The organism is Methylobacterium sp. Leaf117, from assembly GCF_001422985.1.
GTDB lineage: Bacteria > Pseudomonadota > Alphaproteobacteria > Rhizobiales > Beijerinckiaceae > Methylobacterium.
The window spans coordinates 146,150-166,505 of record NZ_LMNL01000039.1 but is presented as its reverse complement, the minus strand read 5'-3'; the positions used below and the strand labels follow the sequence as shown (position 1 = coordinate 166,505).

Sequence of the window (20,356 nt, the reverse complement as noted above, 5' to 3'; positions counted from 1 at the left end):
TCCGGCTTCGTGCTCGGCGCCGATGTCCGCCTCGAGACCGGCTTCCGCCTCGGGTTCACCGGCGGCTACACCGTCACCAGCCTCGACAGCGCCGGGCGTCTGTCCTCCGGCACGATCCAGAGCGGCTTCGGCGGCGTCTATGGCGGCTTCGAGCGCGGGCCCTTCGCCCTGCGCCTCGGCGCGGTCTATGCCGACCAGGCGAGCCGCCTGCGCCGGAGCGTCACCTTCGCGGGCTTCTCCGACAGCGACACGGCCCGCTACGGCGGCTCCGCCGTGCAGGGCTTCGGCGAGATCGGCTACCGGATCGTGATGGCGGCGGCCCCGGCGCCCGCGCTCCAGCCGACCTCCCTCGAGCCCTTCGTGGGCGGCGCCTACGTGTCGATCGGGCGCGACCGCTTCGCCGAGACGGGCGGGCTCGCGGCCCTGAGCGGCGCAGCCCAGACCACCGAGGTGGCGACCTCGACGGTGGGCGTGCGCGGCCAGACCAGCCTGGATCTGGGCGCCGGGGCGCCGGTGTCCCTGCACGGGCTGGTGGGCTACCGCCGGGCCTACGGCGAGCCTCGCCCATCGCCTTCTGGGTGCCCGGGCTGGTGGGCTACCGCCGGGCCTACGGCGAGGTGGTGCCGAAGGCGCTCCTCAGCTTCGGCGCCGGTCCGGGCTTCCTGACGGCGGGCACGCCGATCGGCCGCGACGCCCTGGTGGCGCAGGCCGGCCTCGACGTGCGGCTGGGCCGCGCCACCACCCTGGGCGTGGCCTATACCGGCCAGGTCGGCGAACGCGCCCAGGACCACGCCGTCAAGGGCAACTTCACCTACCGGTTCTGACAGGCGACCGAACCAGGTCTGAGAAACAGGACGCCGCCCGCTCGGCCGGGCGGCGTCCTCGTTCCGCGAAAACGTCAGCGGCCGCGCAGCACCAACCGGTCGCCCCGGACCTCGAACGAGGCCAGCCGGTCGAGGAAACTCATGCCCAGGAGATTTTCGCGCACGGCGCCCGGGCGGCTGATCAGGGCCGGGACGCGGCGCTCGACGATGGCGCCGACCCGGAGGCTGTCGAGGAAGGCCGGCGCCGCGACCGTGACGCCGTTGGCCGTCGAGACCCGGACGCTGAACTCCGATTCCGCCGGCCGGAGGCCGAGGGCGGCCGCACTCTCGGCGGTGAGGACGACGGAACTCGCCCCGGTGTCGAACTGGAATCCCTGAGGCTGACCGTTCACCTCGGCCCGGACGTGAAAATTGCCGTCCGAGCGCCGGGTGATCGTCACGGTGCCGTTCGGGCCCGTGACGGCGCTGCCGGGCCGTACCGCCCCGAGCATCCGGTCGCCGATGACCCGGGCCTCGTCGCGATAGGCGTAGCCGGCCACCAGTGCCGCGCCGAGGGCGCCCCAGATCAGGAGGGCCGTGAGGTTGGCGCCCATGCGGCCCCGGAACTGGTGCCAGAAGCCGGCCGCCACCACGGCAAGGAGCCCGGCGCTCATGGCCAATTGGGCGAACTGGTCGGGCTCCATGCCGACGATGCGCTGGGTGTCGTCCGAGAACAGCAGGACCGCGAGGGCACCGCCCAGGAGAATCAGGCCGAGGGCCATCATGAGGCGGCCGGGGAGGGGACACGCGCCGGGAAGGAGTCGCGCAGCCGCGCCTCCAGGGTGGCCATCACGGCCCGCCGCTGCGTCTCGGAGAGGGAGCCCCACAGGGCGATCTCGTCGCGCGTGCGGCCACAGCCCTCGCACAGGCCGGTCGCGGCATCGAGAAGGCAGAGCTTGGTGCAGGGACTGGAGGGTTTGGGACGGGTCTGGGTCATCGCCCCTGTCCATGACGGGCCGGGGCGACGCGATCAAGCCCGGCCGCCGTCAGGCGGGGATCGCCGCCAGCAGCCCGAGCAGCGCCGCGATCTCCGCCGCCTGCTGGGCAGCCCCGACCACATCCCCGGTCTGGCCGCCGATCTGGCGCTGCGCCAGGGCGGTGACGCCCAGGGCGGCGGCGAGGCCGAGGCCGATCATCAGGCCGCCGCCCCAGGGCGGCAGCCCGAGGGCGAGAGCCGCCAGCGTGAGCGCGAGCGCGAGGGCCGTCGCGGTGGCCAGGGTTTCCCGGCTCGGACGGCCGACGGAGGCGCCGGCGCCCCCCGGCCGGGCCGGCGCCAGGAGCGCCAGGGGCGCCAAGGCGGCGCTGCGCGACAGGGCGGCGGCCAGCACCAGGGCGAGAGCGGCCAGAGACCCGACCCGATCGAGGAGCGTCGCCAATGCGCCGATGCGCAGGGCGAGCGACAGCATCAGGGCGACGCCCCCATAGGCGCCGATGCGGCTGTCGCGCATGATCTCCAGGCGGCGGGCCGGGTTCGCTCCGCCGCCGAAGCCGTCGGCGACATCCGCCAGCCCATCCTCGTGCAGCGCGCCCGTCACGAGGACGCCCGCCGTCACCGCCAGACTTGCCGCCAGGAACGGCCCGAGGCCGAGCCCCCAGGCCCCGAGCAGAACCCCGGCACCGGGCAGGCCGAGGATCAGGCCGGCGAGCGGCAGCATCCGGGGCAGGGAGCGGAAATCCGGCACCGCGTGCGGGTCGCCCTCGCCGGGCAGCCGCGGCACCGGCAGGCGGGAATAGAAGCGCAGGCACCCGGCGAGGTCGTAGGCCAGGCGGGCCCCCGGAAAAGCGGGTTCGGCCTCCTCGTTCATCGCGATCCTGCCTTGCCTTCACCACCCGCGTCGCGCCCGTTATAGCTGCCGCAACGGGCGGCCCGCCATCCTGGCGCCGGGGCCGGCCACCGGAATTGCCTCATGACCGACGCCACCACCCCGTTCAGCGATATCCGCCGCCTCGTCGAGACCCTGCCGGGGCCGGATCGGGACGCGGTGGCGATGGTGGCCGAGCGCGACGCCACCCTGACGAAGCCGGCCGGCGCCCTCGGACGCCTGGAGCACCTCGTGTCCTGGCTGGCTGCCTGGCAGGCCAAGGGCCAGCCGACCCTCGATCGCCCGCTGGTCTGCGTCTTCGCCGGCAGCCACGGCGTCACCGCCCGGGGCGTCTCGGCCTTTCCGGACGCGGTGAACCGCCAGATGCTCGACAATTTCGCCGCCGGCGGTGCGGCGATCAACCAGATCTGCGCCGCCTACGGCCTCGGCTTCAAGGTGTTCGACCTCGCCATCGACATGCCCACCGGGGACATCACCACGCAGGCCGCCTTCGACGAGAAAGCCTGCGTCGCCACCATGGCGTTCGGCATGGAGGCGGTGGCCGCCGGCACCGATTGCCTCGCGCTCGGCGAGATGGGCATCGGCAACACCACCGTGGCGGCGGCGATCTACGCGGCCCTCTATGGCGGCGAGGCGGCGCATTGGGTCGGGCGCGGTACCGGCGTCGACGCGGCCGGGCTCGCCCGCAAGGTCGCGGCGGTGGAGGCCGCCCTCGCCCATCATGCCGGCCATCTCGACGATCCGCTGGAGATCCTGGCCCGCCTCGGAGGCCGCGAGATCGCTGCCATCGCGGGGGCGATCCTGGCCGCACGCCTGCAGCGGGTGCCGGTCATCCTCGACGGCTACGTGGCGACCGCCGCCGCCGCCATCCTGCACGCCCTCGACCCGTCGCTCCTCGACCATTGCCTCGCCGGCCACGTCTCGGCCGAGGGCGCCCATGCGGACGTGCTCGAGCGCCTCGGCCTCGTGCCGCTGCTGGCGCTCGGCATGCGCCTCGGCGAGGCCTCTGGCGCGGCCCTTGCCCTCGGTCTCCTCAAGGGCGCGCTCGCCTGCCACCGCGACATGGAGACGTTCGCCCAGGCCGGGGTGTCGGAGCGTAGCGCTGGCTGAGCCGCTTCCAGGGCGGCGCCGGCTCTGAACGGCACCGCCTTCAGGCGGCACGGGCCCGCTTCTCGGCGGGAGCCGCCGGGGATTCGCCGGGCACTTCCAGGGCCGGCAGGGTCTCCATCACCCGGCTCGCCGGGAAGATCACGATGACCTCGGTGCCCTCGCGCGGCTTCGACTTGAGCTGAAAGTTGCCGCCGTGCAGGTCGATCAGGCCCTTCACGATGGGCAGACCGAGGCCCGAGCCCTGTTCGGCCGTCTTGATCGCCAGCGATCCGCGTCCGAACGACGACATCACGGTGCCGATCTCGTCCTCGGGGATGCCCGGCCCGCTGTCCTTGACGCTGACATACTGGCCGCCCGACGAGGTCCAGCCGACCTTGATGGTGATCTCGCCGCCCGGGGGCGTGAATTTTACCGCGTTCGACAGGAGGTTCAGCACGATCTGGCGCAACGCCCGCTCGTCGGCCCAGAGCCGGGGCAGGCTATCATCGATGAACTCCTGGATCATCTGGTGCTTGCCGCGCGCGCGCAGGCCCATCATGTGGCGGCACTCCTCGACCGCATGGCCGAGCTGGACCGCTTCCTCGTTGAGTTCGTAGCGTCCGGCCTCGATGCGCGAGAGGTCGAGGATCTCGTTGATGAGGTTGAGGAGGTGCAGCCCGCTGTCGTGAATGTCGGAGGCGTATTCCTTGTACGAGGCCGCCACATGAGCGCCGAACACCTCGTTCTTCATCACCTCCGAGAAGCCCAGGATGGCGTTGAGCGGCGTGCGCAACTCGTGGCTCATGGTGGCGAGGAAGCGTGATTTGGCCAGATTGGCCTCCTCTGCGCGGCGCCGGGCCTCGTCGGAATTGGCCTTGGCCTGTTCCAGCTCGCCGAAAATCGAGTCTTTTTCGGCGTGCGATTGCAGAGCCTCGACCGTCGAGGCGTAGACGCGGCGTCCGAGCCCCAGGAAGAACAGCTGCGCGACGACCACCATGGTCACCAGCAGCATGGTGTTCATGTCCTGCGACACCGCCAGGAGCGACAGCGCGGCGATGCAGAGCGGCACCAGCGCCGCACAGGCGGCGGCCGGCAGGGTCGCGGCCAGCATGGTCGCTTTGGCGGCCACGATGACGAGGCCGAACAGCACGAAGGTGCGCGCGCCAAGGGCGCCGACCAGGACCATCATCGCCCAGGCGGTGCTCTGCAGGAATTCCGCCGTCATGAACGCCCGGCGCCAGCGCCGCACGGAGACCGTGGCCGGGTCCTGCGCCAGAAAGCGGCGCGTCAGCAGCTTGGAGAGCGCCACCGTCGCCAGAAGGCACAGGCCCCAGGCTCCCGCCACGATCGGCTGCACCCAGATCGACGCGACGCCGGCGACCAGGAGGCCCAGCAGCGCCAACGGGATCACCGCTCCCGAACGGTACTGCGCATAGACCCGGATCAGTTCGTAATCGAAGGCGCGTTCCAACCCACTCGTCGAGGTGAGCTTCTCCCGGGCCGAGCGCATATCGCGCGCGACTTCGCGACGACGGGCCACCTCCTGTGCAGAGGGCCCGCGGCCACGCTGAATCATTTCCGCAGTCAGGTCGGTCATCACCGTCTTGAGGATTCGGGGAGGCATCGCGGTCGATGTCGGGACCGCCGAGAGGCCGGGATACGCGACGTCCGAGACTGCTGGGCATGTGTTAAGAAGGGCCTGCCGGAACCGGCCGAATTGTCGGAATTTTCCGGCCGTCCACTGTTGTTCGGGGGGACGTCGGCGGCCCCTCAGGACCTTGATCCAGGATCGAGCCGCACAGGATCGACTTCGCGATCGTGTGCTGGCGCACATGGTTACGCCGCGGCAAGGATTAGCCTCATTCCAAACTGTGCATCGGGAGGTCGGGATGCTGAAACTCACCGTCAACGGGGTCGCCCATCAGGTTGATGCCGATCCCGACATGCCGCTCCTCTGGGCTTTGCGCGATCATCTGAATCAGACCGGCACGAAGTACGGTTGTGGCATCGCGCAATGCGGCGCCTGTACGGTCCATCTCGACGGACAACCGGTTCGCGCCTGTCAGACCCGCATCGGCGATATCGGCGAGGCGAAGATCACCACGATCGAGGGTGTCTCCGGCAAGGTCGCTGAGGCGGTACGCACCGCCTGGCGCGGCCTCGACGTGGTCCAGTGCGGCTATTGCCAGTCCGGCCAGATCATGTCGGCGATCGGCCTCCTGTCCGAGAACGCGAAGCCGACGGATGCCGACATCGACGGCGCCATGGACGGCAACGTCTGCCGCTGCGGCACCTACCAGCGCATCCGCGCGGCCATTCACGAAGCGGCCCGCACCCTCGCCTGAGCGGGGGTTCGAGCCTTCGATCCGTCCGATTCTCTCTCGATCCCGCGTCTGAACTGGAGCCCCCCATGCTGAAGGTCCGTCAGGCCACGCCGCCCGTGCCCTCCCGCCGCGCATTCCTTGGCGGGGGCGCCGTGGCCGCCGGTGCCCTCGTCATCGGCTTCACCCTCGATCCGGCGAAGTTCGCCAAGGCCGCCGCTGGTCCCGACCTGTCGGGCCTGCCGGCCCAACCCAACGCCTTCGTGCGCATCGCCGCCGACGACACCGTGACGGTGGTGATCAAGCACCTCGACATGGGCCAGGGCAACACCACCGGCCTCGCCACCATCCTGGCGGACGAGCTCGACGCGGATTGGGCCACCATCCGCACCACCTTCGCGCCGGCCGATGCCACGCTCTACAACAACTTCGCCTTCGGCCCGGTCCAGGGCACCGGCGGCTCCACCGCCATCGCCAATTCCTGGGTCCAGCTCCGCAAGGCGGGTGCGGCCGCCCGGGCCATGCTGGTGGCCGCGGCGGCCGAGCGCTGGAAGGTCCCGGCCTCGGAGATCACGGTCGCGTCCGGCACCGTGCGCCACGCCGCTTCGAACCGGCAGGCCCGCTTCGGCGAACTGGCGGAAGCCGCCGCCGCCCAGCCGGTGCCGAAGGAGCCCCGCCTCAAGGAGGCGAGCCAGTTCACCCTCATCGGCAAGAAGGTGGCGCGCCTCGATTCGACGGCCAAGACCGACGGCACGGCAATCTATTCCCTCGACATCCGTCGCCCCGGCCAGCTCACGGCGGTGGTCGCCCATTCGCCGCGCTTCGGCGGCACCGTGAAGACCGTCGACGACACGGCTGCCCGTGCGGTGGCGGGCGTGGTCGACGTGGTGACGATTCCCACCGGCGTCGCCGTGCTCGCCAAGGATACCTGGTCGGCGATGAAGGGCCGCGACGCCCTCAAGCTCACCTGGGACGACAGCGCCGCCGAGACCCGCTCCTCCGACGCGATCCTGGCCGATCACCGCAAGCGCCTCGACACGCCGGGCCTCGTCGCCTCGCAGAAGGGCGATGCCGCCGGCGCCATCGCGGGCTCGGCCAAGGTGCTGGAGGCCGAGTTCACCTTCCCGTATCTCGCCCATGCGGCGCTCGAGCCCCTCAACGCCACCATCGAGAAAGCCTCGGACGGCACCTACGACGTTTTCGCCGGTTGCCAGCTCCAGACCATCGAGCAGGCCGTGGTGGCGGCCAATCTCGGAGTGACCACCGACAAGGTTCGGCTGCACACCCAGTGGGCCGGCGGTTCGTTCGGCCGGCGCGCGACGCCGAGCGCCGACTACTTCGCCGAAACGGCTTCGATCGTCCGGGCGACGGGCGGCAAGGCGCCGGTCCATCTGGTCTGGACCCGCGAGGACGACATGGCCGGCGGCTTCTACCGGCCGATGGTGGTTCATCGCCTGCGCGCCGGCCTCGACGCCAAGGGCGGGATCACCGGCTGGGAGCACCGGACCATCGGCAAGTCGATCATGATCGGCACCGCCTTCGAGACCATGATCGTCAAGGACGGCATCGACGCGACCACCGTCGAGGGCGCCTCCGATACGCCCTATGCGCTGCCGGCCTACCGCTTCGAGGTCCACAACGCCCGCGAGGGCGTGCCGGTTCTGTGGTGGCGCTCGGTCGGTCACACCCACACTGCCCAGGCGATGGAGGTGTTCATCGACGAGCTCGCTCACGCGGCCGGAGCCGATCCGGTGGCTTACCGCCTCGGGTTGCTGGGTGGCGCCCCGCGCCTCTCCGCCACCCTGAAGCTGGCAGCCGAGAAGGCCGGCTGGGACCCGAAGAAGACGACCGACAAGAACCGCGGCCTCGGCGTCGCGGCGCACGAATCCTTCGGCTCCTACGTCGCCATGGTGGCCGATGTCACGGCGGAGGATGCCAAGGTGAAGGTCAACCGGATCGTGGCGGCGGTCGATGTGGGCGTCGCGGTCAACCCGGACGTGATCCGCGCCCAGGTCGAGGGCGCAGTCGGCTTCGCCCTGTCGTCGGTCCTGCGCAACAGGATCACGCTCAAGGACGGTGTGGTGCAGGAGAAGAACTACGACGCCTACGAGCCGACCCGCATGAGCGAGATGCCGGTGGTCGAGGTCCATATCGTGCCCTCGACAGCCGCGCCCACCGGCATCGGCGAGCCCGGCGTACCGGTGATCGCCCCGGCGATCTCGAACGCGATCTTCGCCGCCACCGGCCAGCGCCTACGCTCGCTGCCTCTCGACCTCAGCGGCCTCAAGGGCGCCTGATCCGAGCCGGAGCGACGACACGGCCCCTCGCCGCCGGGGGAGGGGCCGCCTATCTCGGTGGGCATCATGCTTCCCGAAACCGATTGCGCCGAGATCGCCGCCCCCGAGATCGCCCCCGCCGAAACCGCCTTCGACGTCACGGTGGCGCGCCTGCGGGCCTGCCGGATCTGCCGTGACGCTCCCCTCTACGGCGCTCCCCTGCCGCAGGAGCCGCGTCCCATCGTGCAGGGGCTCGCCTCGGCCCGGCTCTGCGTCGCGAGTCAGGCGCCGGGCAACCGCGCGGACCAGAGCGGCATCCCGTTCATGGACCCGTCGGGCACCCGCCTGCGCGATTGGCTCGGCCTCGACGAGGCGGCGTTCTACGATGCGCGGCGCCTCGCCATCGTGCCCATGGGCGCATGCTTTCCGGGCTACGACGCCAAGGGCGGGGACAAGCCGCCGCGACGCGAATGCGCGCACCGCTGGCGGACCGAGCTATTCGCCGGGCTGCCGAAGCTCGAATTGATCCTGGTGATCGGCCAATACGCGCAAGCCTGGCATCTCGGCCGATCGAAGGCCGGCCTCACCGACACCGTCCGGCGCTGGCGCGAGGTTCTGGGAAGCCCGGGTACGCCGCGGGTGCTACCGCTGCCCCATCCGTCCTGGCGCAACAGCGGCTGGCTCAAGGCCAATCCGTGGTTCGAAACGGAGCTGCTGCCCGTCCTGAAGGCGGAAGTGGCGCGCGCGATGGCGCCCCGTTGACACGAGGGCCGGCGCGCGGGATCGCTCGCTGCGAAACCGGAGAGACCCATGACCGCCCTGCTGGACCCGCGCGACCGCCTGATCGTCGCCCTCGACGTGGCAAGCGTGGACGAGGCCGAGCGCCTCGTCGACCGGATCGGCGATGCGGCGACCTTCTACAAGATCGGCTACCGGCTCGCCTATGCGGGCGGTCTCGCCCTGGTGCCGCGCCTCGCCGCCAGCGGCCGCAAGGTGTTCCTCGACCTGAAGCTCCACGACATCGGCAACACCGTGGAGGAGGGGGTGCGCGCCCTCACCGACCTCGGCGCCACCTTCCTTACCGTTCACGCCTATCCGCAGACCATGCGGGCGGCGATCCGGGGCCGGGGCGCGAGCGGCCCCCGGATTCTCGCCGTCACGGTCCTGACATCCTACGACGATGCCGATGCGGCGGAGGCGGGCTATGCCCTGTCGGTGGCCGACCTCGTCGCCCGCCGCGCCGCGCAGGCGGCCGAGATCGGCATCGACGGCATCGTCTGCAGCGCCGCCGAGGCGCCGGCGGTGCGGACGCGGATCGGGCCGGACCGCGCCATCGTCACCCCGGGCATCCGGCCGGCGGGGGCCGAGGCCGGCGACCAGAAGCGCGTGATGACGCCCGGAGAGGCGCGCCGCATCGGCATCGACCACGTAGTGGTCGGCCGCCCCATCACCCAGGCGGCGGACCCGCGCGCGGTGGCGGAGGCCATCGTCGCCGAGATGCGCTAGACCCTAAAGCTGTCAGGTCGTGCGCAACAACCGCATCCAGTTGGCGAAACCCTGAGCGTCAACCAAGCCGTCCGTATGGGCTGCGACCAGCGCGTTTCCGCGCTCACGCGCATTTCGCGGGGAAATGCCGAACGCCTCTCGGAACGCACGCGCGAAGGCCGCGGCGCTGGCGAAGCCCCACTGACAGGCGACCTCGCTGATCCGCTCGCGTTTGATCGGATCCGCCAATTGTAACGCCGCGCCCGTCAGCCTCCGGCGCCGAATCAGATTGGCTACGCCGCCCGCAGACTCGCAGGCCCGGTACAAAGCTGAGCGGGAGATGCCCAGGTGGCTGGCGATCTGGGCCGCGTTCAAGTCGGGATCCGCGATATGGGCATCCACGTAGTGGCCTATCCGGCGTAAATCCGAGGGCTGACCACAAGCGATTCGACGATCATGGTCCGCTGGCTGGCCCGCCAGAACCGCACCCGCCAGCGCGACGGTCGCCCCCGCCGCGAGCATGGCTTGGCGCACGCTCAACAGCGCGGCGCGTCTGGTCAGAGACAGGAGGTATTCCCCGAGGAGGTCCGTCAGCGGATCGCCGGCGGCGAGAACGACCCCATGCAATCGACCGAAATCCTGCAGGAAGGGCCGAAACTCGTCGCGTGGAAACAGGAGGCTGACGTTGGCGAAACAGCTACTGCGGGTCTCAAGCGTGTCGCTCAGATCGAAGACGCAGATGTCTCCCGCCGCGACGCGGATCGAACGCGTGCCCGTAGCGCCAACGAAACCGCCCTCGAGATAAAGTTGAATGAGAATGTGGTCGAGCCCGCTGGTCGCCACGAGCGCCGCCGATCGCCTGAAGATCAGGGGCGGGCCACGAAACACGCCGAGCATCATTTTTCCGAGGTGCCAGCTCAGCAGATCCACGACGACGGGGTCGTCGTCGCCTGTCAGCTCAACCGAAAACACGTCTTCGACGGCGACCTGGAACTGCTTCAGCGCCACATCCGCCCCAAGGGCGGAACCATCGATCCTGAAGGTCGGTATCGCGGTCACGCTGTTTAGGTCGCCAAGCGAACTCATGCGGGGGTCACGGCGGGAGTGGGCAACACAGCATGTTGCAAAATCAATGACCTGGACCAGAATCAGCGGCTCATTCAAGACTGCTTAGCGCCGTATCCGGGAGTTGTCGAAATCGCCTTTCGGTCGAGGCTCGGAAAGGTGGCGCTCAGAGCCTGTTTGACGTCCTCCGCCGGCCGTCCCCAACTGTCGCCGAGGGCGCCGCGTCCGCAAGTGCGCTCGTCAGGCGCCGACCGGCGCGCCGGCGGGTTCGGCGGCCGGCGTCCCGCAGGCCGAGCAGAAGCGCTCGAAGGTGCTCTTGCGATGGCTGCAGGCGGGGCAGCGCTCGAACACGCCGATCCCGCAATGCGGACAGAAATTCGCCTCTGGGTTGGCGAGGTCGATCGGCCGCTCGCATCCGGGGCAGGCCTTCTTGGCGAGGCGCAGCAGAGCCTGATCGGTGGCGATCTCGGTCCGGCGCTCGGCATTCGGCCGCAGCTCGGCGGCCTTCTGGCGCTCGTTGTAGGCGTGGAGCGCTGTGATCGCGGCGCGGCCCGCCACGAGGGTGAGCACCACCCCGACCCCGTACTGCACATAGCCGCCATAGCTCGGCAGGTAGGGCACCAGTTCGACGAAGAACCCGAAGATCGCCGCGAGCGCGAAGCCCCAGACGAAGGGCCAGTTGCGGGTGCGCCGGCGCTTCAGCAGCAGCCATCCGGCGAGGATCAGCAGGGGCAGCGTCACGGCGAGCCGGTAGCCGAACACGCGCAGCTCCTGCTCGCGCTCGGCGGCATCGAGCCGGGCCTGGGCCGCATCGCGCAGGTCGCCGACGACCTTCTCCTGGGCTTCCTCCCGGTCGGACAGGGTCAGTCGCGCGCTGGCCCGGGCTTCCAGGCGCTCCTCGATGGCGCGCTCCGCCGCCTTCAGGGCATCGAGCTGCTGCGTGCGGGCGACGAGGCCGGGATCCTGGTCGACGCGCTGGGTCGCATCGCGGGTCTTGAGCCAGTTGGTGAAGGTCTCCTGTGCGGAGAGAGAGGCGGAGCGGGCGGCTTCCAGCGCGAGCTGGTCCTGCTCGTCCTGCCGCAGGGTGTCGGCCTGCTCGCGGCGGATCTGCTTCAGGGCCTCGTCTGCCGGCCGCGCGTCCTCGGTGTCGAGGAACTGCTGCAGGGTGTAGCGATGCTCGACCTGGGGCATGTTGCCGACCACCAGGGAGCCGAGGCCGATCAGGAACCAGGCGAAAAGGAGCGCGACCAGCCAAAGGAACAGCGTGAACCAGCGTTCGGAAAGCCTGCGACCGGATGCCATGTCAGTCCCTTGTTCGGCGCGAGGCGCCCGCGTCCCGCGCGGCTCGGCCCCCGGTCTCTTAATCCAAGGTCGAGGTCCGGGACCATCCGGATCGAGCCCGGGCCTGCCCGTGCAACCGATCGGGTTTACCGGGGCGTGGCCCTAGCGCTTCCCGAAGCCGACATCCGCCGCCACTGCCCTCAGGCGCTCCGGCTCCCGGTCCTTCCGCTCGCTGTAGCGGTCCACCAGGTAATCGGCGCGCTCTCGGGTCAGGAGCGTGAACTTCATCAACTCTTCGCACACATCGACCACCCGCTCGTAGAGCGGCCCCGGCTTCATGCGGCCGTCGTCGTCGAACGCCGTGTAGGCCATCGGCACCGACGATTGGTTGGGGATGGTGATCATCCGCATCCAGCGCCCGAGGATTCGCAGGTTGTTGACCGCGTTGAACGATTGCGACCCCCCTGAGACCTGCATCACCGCCAGGGTGCGCCCCTGCGTCGGTCGCACGCTGCCCTCGCTCAAGGGAAGCCAGTCGATCTGGCTCTTCATGACGCCGGTCATGCTGCCGTGCCGCTCGGGCGTCACCCAGACGTGGCCTTCGGACCAGATCGAGAGCTGCCGCAGTTCCTGCACCTTCGGGTGATCGGCGGTGCCATCGTCGGGAAGGGGGAGCCCGTGCGCATGGTAGAGGCGCACCTCACCGCCCATCGCTTCCAGAAGCCGGGCCGCCTCGTAGGCCAGGAACCGGCTGAACGAGCGCGGACGCAGCGAGCCGTAGAGGATCAGGAACCGAGGGGCGTGCGCGAACGGCCGAGCCACCGCAAGATCGGCCGGGACCGGCACCGCGAAATGCGCAGGGCTCACGTTCGGCAAACCATCGGCGAACGGCTGTTCGGGCTTGTCCACGGTACGACTCTCCTCTACATTTCAATGATCGTTGAGATATTGTGTGAATGATCGAGGAACGGCAAGCCCTCGCGGCCTTCGCGGCTCTGGGTCAGGAACATCGCCTGCGCATCGTGCGGGCGTTGGTCATCGCGGGTCCGGCCGGTCTGTCGGCGGGGGCGCTCGCCGGGGCGGTCGGAGTTTCGGGCACCAACCTGTCCTTTCACGTGAAGGAGCTTCTCCATGCCGGCCTGATCCAGGCCAGGCGGGACGGGCGATCGATCCTCTACAGCGCTGCCTATCCGGGCCTCTCGGGGCTGATCGAATTCCTCATGCGCGATTGCTGCCAGGATCGCCCCGAAGTCTGCGGCCAGATCACCGGAGCGCTGGCCGCCTGTCCCTGCCAACCTGGAGAGGCCGACGATGCCTAACCCGTTCGATGTCGTGATCTACCACAACCCGGATTGCGGCACGTCCCGCAATACCCTGGCGATGATCCGCAACGCCAGCATCGAACCGCACGTGATCGAGTACCTGAAGACGCCGCCCGCCCGAGCGCTCCTGGTGCAACTGCTCTCCCGTGCCGGCCTGTCGGTACGTGATGTCCTGCGCGAGACGGGCACGCCCTACGCGGAATTAAACCTGGGCGACTTGGCGCTGACCGATGCGCAGTTGCTGGATGCCGTCGAGGCGCATCCGATCCTGCTCAACCGCCCGCTGGTGATCACGCCGCGCGGCGTCGCCCTGTGCCGACCGTCCGAGGCCGTGCTGCATCTCCTGCCGGTCCAGCAGGGCGAATTCGTCAAGGAAGACGGCGAGCGGGTAGTGGACGAGCACGGCCGGCGCATCGCGACGGCCTGAGCCTCACCTGCAACCACAACAAGAAACCTCGCCGATGCTCGCGCTTGCGATTTTCCTCGTCACCCTCGTGTTCGTCATCTGGCAGCCCAGGGGCTTCGGGATCGGATGGAGCGCCCTGATCGGTGCCGCGGTCGCCCTCGCCACGGGGGTGATCCAGCCGGGTGATATTCCGGTGGTCTGGCAGATCGTCTGGGATGCCACGTTCACCTTCGTGGCACTCATCATCATCTCGCTGCTGCTGGACGAGGCCGGCTTCTTCCACTGGGCGGCGCTGCACATCGCCCGCTGGGGCGGCGGCCGGGGCCGGCTGCTGTTCCCGCTGGTCATTCTGCTCGGTGCCGCCATCGCGGCGGTGTTCGCCAACGATGGCGCGGCCCTGCTCCTGACGCCGATCGTGCTGGCCATCCTGCTCCGGCTGAACTTCAAGCCGGCGGCGGCGCTGGCCTTCATCGTCGCCTGCGGGTTCGTGGCGGACAGCACCAGCCTGCCGCTGGTGATCTCGAACCTCGTCAACATCGTCTCGGCGAACTTCTTCGACGTGACCTTCGGCCGCTACGCTGCCGTGATGGTCCCGGTGAACCTGGTGTCGCTGGCCGCCACCTTGGTGGTGCTGTGGGCCTATTACCGGCGCGACCTGCCAGCGACGTACCCGGTCGATGAACTGGAACCGCCTCGGGACGCGATCCATGATCCGGTCGTGTTCAAGGCCGCCTTTCCGCTGCTTGGCCTGCTCCTGCTCGCCTATTTCATCACCGCACCGCTCGGCGTCCCGGTCTCCGTCGTCACCTGTGCGGGCGCTGCGGTGCTGCTCGGTCTGGCGCTGCGCAGCCGGGTCATTCCCATTCGCAAGGTGCTCACCGGTGCGCCCTGGCAGATCGTGCTGTTCAGCCTCGGCATGTACCTCGTGGTCTATGGCCTGCGGAATGCCGGCCTGACCGACGCGCTGGCCAAGGGCCTCGTGTGGCTGGCCGGGCATGGCCCCTGGGTCGCGACGCTTGGCACCGGGTTTGCCGCCGCGATCCTGTCCTCGGTGATGAACAACATGCCGAGCGTGCTGGTCGGCGCGCTGTCGATCCAGCAGGCCCCGGCCCTGACACCGCTGACCCGGGAGCTGATGATCTACGCCAACCTGATCGGCTGCGATCTCGGGCCGAAACTTACGCCCATCGGCAGTCTGGCGACCCTGCTCTGGCTGCATGTCCTGGCGTCGAAAGGCCAGACCATCACGTGGGGGCAGTACATGCGGGTCGGGCTCGTCATCACCCCGCCCGTACTGGCGGTGACGCTTCTGGCGCTCGCAGCCTGGCTGCCGCTGCTCGGGACGCAGCCGATCGTCCCGTAAGGTGGACCGGCGCAGCCTGTTTCGACCCCGGGATGTCCGGACGAACGACCCTCAGGTGCGAGGCCGCAGGCTTCCGATCAGGAACTCGATCATGGCCGCCAAGGGCGGGGCTCCGGCATCCGGGTAGTGGCTGACGAGTGCGGGATGACAGTAACGGATGATCGCCGTGTGGATGCAGGCCGCGGCGAGGGCGGGATCGGCCACCACGAACTCACCCGCTTCGGCGCCCTCGCGGACCAGGCGCTCGAACAGCGAGCCGATCTGATCGACATGCGCCCGGCACACGTTCCAACTCTCGGTGATCGCCGCTTCGACCATCTCGTGCAGGCGCGGGTTGGCCTCGCAGCGTTCGACGCAAGCCGTATGCATGACCGTAATCGTGCGGGCGATGCGATCCCCGGCACTCAGGCCGGGCGTCTCCACGACCTCGGTGACTCTGAGCTCGGTGTCGTCCATCAGCCGCTTGATGACGGCTTCGTGGATCGCCTTCTTCGAGTCGAAGAAGCGGTACACGTTGGCTGGGCTCATCCGCAGCGTCTTGGCGATGTCGGCGACGGTGGTCTTTTGATAGCCGACGACGCGGAACGCCTCTTCGGCCGTCGCCAGGATCCGGCAGCGGGTGGTGGGGGCAGCCTCTTCGGGGATCGTGCGGTCGATGACCGCGGAACGCATCATCCGGGTAAACTAGGCCGTTGCGACCGCAACGTCAAAAAATCACAAATCTCCCGACGCGTCGTGACGGTCCCGAATGGATGGCGCCGGGTACAGCGACGGGAACCCTGAGGCGAGTCAGGCCCAGGCAACGCCCGGCCCATGCGTACGAGGATGCGACGGGCCGTGGCGAAGGTTTCGATGCTTAGGAGCCGAACTGGGAACCCAATTGCTCCAAGTATTCGGCCAGATCGACGCCGCCGACGCGCTTGCCGTAATCGAACCGCATACCCTGCTGAATGTCGACGCGGCTCTCCTTCGTCGTCAGCGTGAAGGGCTTGACGCAGATCCAGGCGCCATCGCGACGATGTTCGAAGAAGCTCAAAATTTCATGCTTGGCCATTGGGGCCTCCCCGGCTGTCTCGACGGACAACGGGGATGGGCCGGAACGGTTGCGCGGTGGGTTAACGAAGTTCGCGGCGAGTCTTTAGTCTTGCGGGATGCCGCAGCACGTTGGCCCGATGCTGCATCGCAACGATTTCCTGCTTGCGGGCCCTCCCTCTCTGGGAGCAGAGAGCCGTCCGGAGGGCCTCGACCCTCCGGACCGATGAGGCCGGTTCAGGCCGCGCTCTTGAGGGCGCCGGTGTGGTCGTGGAAGTCGGGTCCGTTGATCGTCCGGGTCACGTAGCCGTCACGGATGAGGTAGTCGCCGAAGCGCTCGCCAGCCTGCTTGTGCCTAGCATAGGCCGCGAAGAGCGGGTCCAGGATCGTCTTGATCTCCGAGGCGGTGACGTCCTCCGCGAAGAGCTTGCCCAGGCGCGAACCGTCGAAGGCCGCCCCGAGATAGAGGTGGTAGCGCTCGGGGCCGCGGCCGACGAGGCCGATCTCGGCGATGAACGGCCGGGCGCAGCCATTGGGGCAGCCGGTCATCCGGATGGTGATCTCGTCGTCCTGAAGCCCGTGGGAGGCAAGGCTCGCCTCCAACTCGTCCATCAGGCTCGGCAGGTAACGCTCGCTCTCGGCGAGCGCCAGGCCGCAGGTCGGCAGGGCGACGCAGGCCATGGAGTTGCGGCGCAGCGCGCTCGCGCCCTTCAGCATGCCGTACTGGTCCACCAGCGCCTCGATCTCGGCCCGCTTCTCGGCCGGCACGTTGGCGATGATGACGTTCTGGTTGCCGGTGAGGCGGAAATCGCCCTGATGGATCTCGGCGATCCGGCGCAGGCCGGTGAGCAACTGCGGACCGTTGTCGTAATCCTTGATCCGGCCCGAGGCGACGTAGAGCGTCAGGTGATGGCGCCCGTCGTCGCCCTCGGTCCAGCCGTAGCGGTCGCCGTTGCCGGTGAACGCGAAAGGCTTCGGATCGGCGAGCGGCTTGCCGATGCGCGTCTCGACCTCGGCCCGGAAGGCTGCGAGGCCGTAACGCTCGATGGTGTATTTCAGGCGGGCGTTCTTGCGGACCTTGCGGTTGCCCCAGTCGCGCTGCACCGTCATCACGGCCTCGGCGACCTTCAGGGCGTCCGCCGGTTCGACGAAGCACATCACGTCGGCGGTGCGCGGGAAGGTGTCGGTCTCGCCATGGGTCATGCCCATACCGCCGCCCACCGTGACGTTCCAGCCGGTGACTTTGCCCGTCTCGTCCAGGATGGCGATGAAGCCGAGATCGTGGGCGAAGATGTCCACCTCGTTGGACGGGGGCACCGCTACCACGGTCTTGAACTTCCGCGGCAGGTAGGTCTTGCCGTAGACCGGTTCGACCTCGGCCACCTCCTCGCCGCCGACCACGCGCTCGCCATCGAGCCAGATCTCGCGCCAGGCGCTGGTCTTGGGCAGGAGCGAGTCGGAGATGTCCTTGGCGAGCAGGTAGGCGGCCTTGTGGGCGCCGGTCTGGGCCGGGTTGGTCGCCGCCATGACGTTGCGGTTGACGTCGCCGCAGGCCGCGATGGTGTCGAGGAGCGTCGCGTCGATGGCCGCCATCGTGCGCTTCAGGTTCGACTTGATGACGCCGTGATACTGGAAGGTCTGGCGCGTGGTCGCGCGCAGCGCCCCGCCCGCGTAGGTCGTGGCGATCTCGTCCAAGGCCAGCCACTGCTTCGGGGTGACGACGCCGCCGGCGATGCGCAGGCGGATCATGAAGCTGTAGGCCTTCTCGAGCTTCTTCTTGGTGCGCTCGGCCCGGATGTCGCGGTCGTCCTGCAGGTACATCCCGTGGAACTTCACGAGCTGCCCGTCATCCTCCGAGATGGCGCCGGTGGCGTGCTTCAGCAGGCCGTCCGCGAGGGTCCCGCGCAGGTAGCCGCTGGCGATCTTGATGTGTTCGTTGGCGGCCAGACCGGCCGCGCGCGCCGCTTCCGCGTCCGAGATCGGGCGGTCGGTGGGCGGGGTCTCGTAGGTGCGGGTGGTGGTCTTGTCGGCCATGGCGGGCTTTCCGGTCTTTTCGATGTTGAGCGGTGCGGGCTCTTCCCTCTCTCCTCTGCGGGAGAGGGTGGCCCGCGAAGCGGGTCGGGTGAGGGGAGCGCCCTATCCGGAGAGGTTGCCCCTCTCCCGCCTGCTCCGCAGGCACCCTCCCCGCGGAGGGGGAGGGTCATGCTCGTGTCCTAGTAAACGTCCTGCTGGTAGCGGTGCGCCTTCTCCAGGGCGGCCACCGCCGCTTCCGCGTCGGCGGGGCTGAGCGCCTTCACGTCCTGGAAGGCCTTCACCACGGCGTTGCGGACGTCCTTGGCCATCCGGGTGGCGTCGCCGCAGACGTAGAAGCTGGCGCCGCCGTCGAGCCAGGCGACGACCTCCTTCGCGTGCTGGGCGATGCGGTCCTGCACGTAGATCTTCTCCGGCTGGTCGCGCGAGAAGGCCACGTCGATCTGCGTCAGCGACGTGTCCTCCAGGGCCTCCTGCCATTCGAGCTGGTACAGGAAGTCGTGGGTGAAGTGCCGGTCGCCGAAGAACAGCCAGGAACGGCCCGGGGCCGCGACGGCCCGGCGCTCCTGCACGAAGGCGCGGAACGGGGCGACGCCAGTGCCCGGGCCCACCATGATGATGTCGGTGGCGGGGTCCTGCGGCAGGCGGAAGTGCCGGTTCGGCTTCAGCTTCACCCGCAGCTTGGCACCGTTGCGGATGCGGTCGGCCACATGGGTCGAGGCCACACCCGAGCGCGCCCGGCCATGGGTCTCGTAGCGCACCGCCGCGATCACGAGGTGGACCTCGTCGCCCACCTCCTTCCGTGATGAGGCGATGGAATAGGCCCGCGGCGGCAGCGGCCGGGTGATGGTGCCGAGGTGCTCGGCCGTGAGCGTGGCCGGGAAGCTCTGGATGAGATCGATGAGGTGGCGCCCCTCGATCCACGCCTTGGCCTCGCCGCTATCGATGAGCTTCTGCGCCTCGGCATGGCCGGTGGCCTTGACGAAGCGCTCCACGGTCGTCGCCGACAGGGTGGTGATGTCCCGCTCCGCCAGCAGGGCCTGGCGCAGCGCCGCGTCGCCGGACAGGCCGGTGGCGGCGAGGATCTCGTCGACCAGGGCCGGGTCGTTCTCCGGATAGATCTCCAGCGAATCACCCGGCTCGTAGGCGGGGGCTCCGTCTTCGAATTCGAGGGCGAGGTGGATGGTCTCCTTGTCGGAGCGCGAGGAGTTCAGGTTCACATGGTCGACGACCTCGACCACCTTGGGCTCGCGGCTCGGCTCGACGTCGTCGTCCTCGTCGCCCGCGACCCGCGCGGCGAAATCGACGGCTACCACGTTGTCGGCGCTCGGCGGGGGGGTGAGTGCCTTCAGGGTGTCCTTGATCCAGGCCGCTGCCGGCGTCTCGAAATCGAGGTCGAGGTCGGCACGCTCGTGGGCGCGGATGCCGCCCAGGGCTTCGAAGCGGGCGTCGAGCGCCTTTCCGATGGCGCAGAACTCGGCATAGGAGGTGTCGCCCAGCGAGAGCACGCCGAACGAGACGCCGTCCAGCCGCGGGGCGCCGTCGCCCATCAGCTCGTTGTAGGCGCGCGTCGCGCGGGCCGGCGGCTCGCCCTCGCCCCAGGTCGCCGCGATGGCGACGATGCGCTTCTCCTTGGCGAGGCTGGCGATCTCGAGATCGGCGAAATCGACCACCTTCGGCTTGAAGCCGTTCTTGCGGGCGAGCTTGGCCATGTTGTTGGCGAGCGTCTCGGAATTTCCGGATTCACTGGCGAACAGGATGGTCAGGGGCTCGGCCGCCTTTGGCGGCGCGGCCGGGACGGCAGCGGCCTGCGGCGCTCCGCCGGCGTCGAGGCCGGCCAGAAAGCCAGCCAGCCAGGCGCGCTGTATCGGGGTGGCGGCGCCGAGGACGGCGTCGAGGCTCGCGCGTTCGGTGTCGCCGAAGGGAGCCGTGCGGGGAAGGATCGCGTGTCGTGCCATAAGGAAAGCCATGTCGTCCTGAGAGGCCGGCTGTCAACGGG

The 20,356-nt window shown here is 69.4% G+C and carries 21 protein-coding genes; 10 read left to right on the top strand and 11 right to left on the bottom strand.

Features of this window, described 5'->3' with window-relative positions; all coding sequences use genetic code 11:
• A partial coding sequence (locus tag ASF57_RS23655; RefSeq protein ID WP_244477094.1) for an autotransporter outer membrane beta-barrel domain-containing protein occupies positions 1-666 on the top strand: 666 nt, incomplete at its 5' end.
• Entirely contained in the window at positions 621-824 is a 204-nt protein-coding gene (locus tag ASF57_RS27135; protein WP_244477093.1) for a hypothetical protein, read from the top strand. The genes ASF57_RS23655 and ASF57_RS27135, both read left to right, overlap by 46 nt.
• A gap of 74 nt (positions 825-898) precedes the next feature.
• Here the strand turns inward: ASF57_RS27135 and ASF57_RS23645 are convergent, their stop codons facing one another.
• Genes ASF57_RS23645 through cobS form a run of 3 tightly spaced genes read right to left on the bottom strand, consistent with a single transcriptional unit; the run spans position 899 to position 2,668 of the window.
• Complete coding sequence (locus ASF57_RS23645; RefSeq protein WP_056488362.1) at positions 899-1,588, bottom strand: TIGR02281 family clan AA aspartic protease; 690 nt, start codon at positions 1,586-1,588, stop codon at positions 899-901.
• Entirely contained in the window at positions 1,585-1,800 is a 216-nt protein-coding gene (locus ASF57_RS23640; protein WP_056488360.1) for a DUF1289 domain-containing protein, read from the bottom strand. Before ASF57_RS23640 ends, ASF57_RS23645 begins: the two co-directional genes overlap by 4 nt.
• A gap of 49 nt (positions 1,801-1,849) precedes the next feature.
• Positions 1,850-2,668: an adenosylcobinamide-GDP ribazoletransferase gene (cobS, locus tag ASF57_RS23635; RefSeq protein WP_056184960.1), complete on the bottom strand. Its 819-nt coding sequence runs from the start codon at positions 2,666-2,668 to the stop codon at positions 1,850-1,852.
• 102 nt (positions 2,669-2,770) lie between these two features.
• Between cobS and cobT the strand changes: the two genes are divergently transcribed.
• On the top strand, positions 2,771-3,796 hold the full coding sequence (gene cobT / locus ASF57_RS23630; protein WP_056488356.1) for a nicotinate-nucleotide--dimethylbenzimidazole phosphoribosyltransferase: 1,026 nt from the start codon (positions 2,771-2,773) through the stop codon (positions 3,794-3,796).
• Between the two features lie 40 nt (positions 3,797-3,836).
• Here cobT and ASF57_RS23625 read toward each other — a convergent pair whose 3' ends face one another.
• Entirely contained in the window at positions 3,837-5,372 is a 1,536-nt protein-coding gene (locus ASF57_RS23625) for a HAMP domain-containing sensor histidine kinase (RefSeq protein WP_056488426.1), read from the bottom strand.
• A gap of 292 nt (positions 5,373-5,664) precedes the next feature.
• Between ASF57_RS23625 and ASF57_RS23620 the strand changes: the two genes are divergently transcribed.
• The 4 genes from ASF57_RS23620 to pyrF all read left to right on the top strand — a co-directional run bounded on the left by ASF57_RS23620 (position 5,665) and on the right by pyrF (position 9,878).
• Positions 5,665-6,120 carry a (2Fe-2S)-binding protein gene (locus ASF57_RS23620; RefSeq protein WP_056184965.1) on the top strand — a complete coding sequence of 152 codons (456 nt, stop codon included), beginning with the start codon at positions 5,665-5,667 and terminating at the stop codon, positions 6,118-6,120.
• A 65-nt stretch (positions 6,121-6,185) separates the two neighbouring features.
• Positions 6,186-8,393, top strand: coding sequence for a xanthine dehydrogenase family protein molybdopterin-binding subunit (locus ASF57_RS23615; RefSeq protein WP_056488353.1), 2,208 nt, complete (start codon positions 6,186-6,188; stop codon positions 8,391-8,393).
• A 66-nt stretch (positions 8,394-8,459) separates the two neighbouring features.
• Complete coding sequence (locus ASF57_RS23610; protein ID WP_056488350.1) at positions 8,460-9,134, top strand: uracil-DNA glycosylase family protein; 675 nt, start codon at positions 8,460-8,462, stop codon at positions 9,132-9,134.
• A 48-nt stretch (positions 9,135-9,182) separates the two neighbouring features.
• On the top strand, positions 9,183-9,878 hold the full coding sequence (gene pyrF / locus ASF57_RS23605; protein ID WP_056488347.1) for an orotidine-5'-phosphate decarboxylase: 696 nt from the start codon (positions 9,183-9,185) through the stop codon (positions 9,876-9,878).
• 12 nt (positions 9,879-9,890) lie between these two features.
• Here pyrF and ASF57_RS23600 read toward each other — a convergent pair whose 3' ends face one another.
• From ASF57_RS23600 to arsH, 3 genes are all read right to left on the bottom strand, one after another.
• Positions 9,891-10,943 (bottom strand): helix-turn-helix domain-containing protein, encoded by a 1,053-nt coding sequence (locus ASF57_RS23600; RefSeq protein WP_056488344.1) that lies wholly within the window; start codon positions 10,941-10,943, stop codon positions 9,891-9,893.
• Positions 10,944-11,162: 219 nt separating this feature from the next.
• The gene (locus tag ASF57_RS23595; protein WP_056488341.1) at positions 11,163-12,224 is read right to left on the bottom strand and encodes a zinc ribbon domain-containing protein; all 1,062 of its coding nucleotides are present in this window, start codon (positions 12,222-12,224) and stop codon (positions 11,163-11,165) included.
• 141 nt (positions 12,225-12,365) lie between these two features.
• The gene (gene arsH, locus ASF57_RS23590; RefSeq protein ID WP_056488338.1) at positions 12,366-13,112 is read right to left on the bottom strand and encodes an arsenical resistance protein ArsH; all 747 of its coding nucleotides are present in this window, start codon (positions 13,110-13,112) and stop codon (positions 12,366-12,368) included.
• Between the two features lie 47 nt (positions 13,113-13,159).
• Here arsH and ASF57_RS23585 point away from each other — a divergent pair, with 47 nt between their 5' ends.
• The 3 genes from ASF57_RS23585 to ASF57_RS23575 are packed head-to-tail and all read left to right on the top strand — an operon-like array spanning position 13,160 to position 15,294.
• Positions 13,160-13,522: a metalloregulator ArsR/SmtB family transcription factor gene (locus tag ASF57_RS23585; protein ID WP_056488333.1), complete on the top strand. Its 363-nt coding sequence runs from the start codon at positions 13,160-13,162 to the stop codon at positions 13,520-13,522.
• Positions 13,515-13,952: an arsenate reductase (glutaredoxin) gene (arsC, locus tag ASF57_RS23580; protein WP_056488330.1), complete on the top strand. Its 438-nt coding sequence runs from the start codon at positions 13,515-13,517 to the stop codon at positions 13,950-13,952. The genes ASF57_RS23585 and arsC overlap by 8 nt, the downstream gene beginning before the upstream one ends.
• A gap of 34 nt (positions 13,953-13,986) precedes the next feature.
• Positions 13,987-15,294 (top strand): arsenic transporter, encoded by a 1,308-nt coding sequence (locus ASF57_RS23575; protein ID WP_056488328.1) that lies wholly within the window; start codon positions 13,987-13,989, stop codon positions 15,292-15,294.
• A gap of 51 nt (positions 15,295-15,345) precedes the next feature.
• On the opposite strand, the gene ASF57_RS23570 is transcribed toward ASF57_RS23575, so the two are convergent.
• From ASF57_RS23570 to ASF57_RS23555, 4 genes are all read right to left on the bottom strand, one after another.
• Positions 15,346-15,969 (bottom strand): TetR/AcrR family transcriptional regulator, encoded by a 624-nt coding sequence (locus ASF57_RS23570; RefSeq protein ID WP_244477092.1) that lies wholly within the window; start codon positions 15,967-15,969, stop codon positions 15,346-15,348.
• Between the two features lie 181 nt (positions 15,970-16,150).
• Positions 16,151-16,348: a hypothetical protein gene (locus ASF57_RS23565; protein WP_056184995.1), complete on the bottom strand. Its 198-nt coding sequence runs from the start codon at positions 16,346-16,348 to the stop codon at positions 16,151-16,153.
• Between the two features lie 215 nt (positions 16,349-16,563).
• Positions 16,564-18,360, bottom strand: a complete 1,797-nt coding sequence (locus ASF57_RS23560; protein ID WP_056488325.1) for an NADPH-dependent assimilatory sulfite reductase hemoprotein subunit — start codon at positions 18,358-18,360, stop codon at positions 16,564-16,566.
• Between the two features lie 179 nt (positions 18,361-18,539).
• Positions 18,540-20,315 carry a flavodoxin domain-containing protein gene (locus ASF57_RS23555; RefSeq protein WP_056185000.1) on the bottom strand — a complete coding sequence of 592 codons (1,776 nt, stop codon included), beginning with the start codon at positions 20,313-20,315 and terminating at the stop codon, positions 18,540-18,542.
• Between the last annotated feature and the right edge of the window lie 41 nt (positions 20,316-20,356).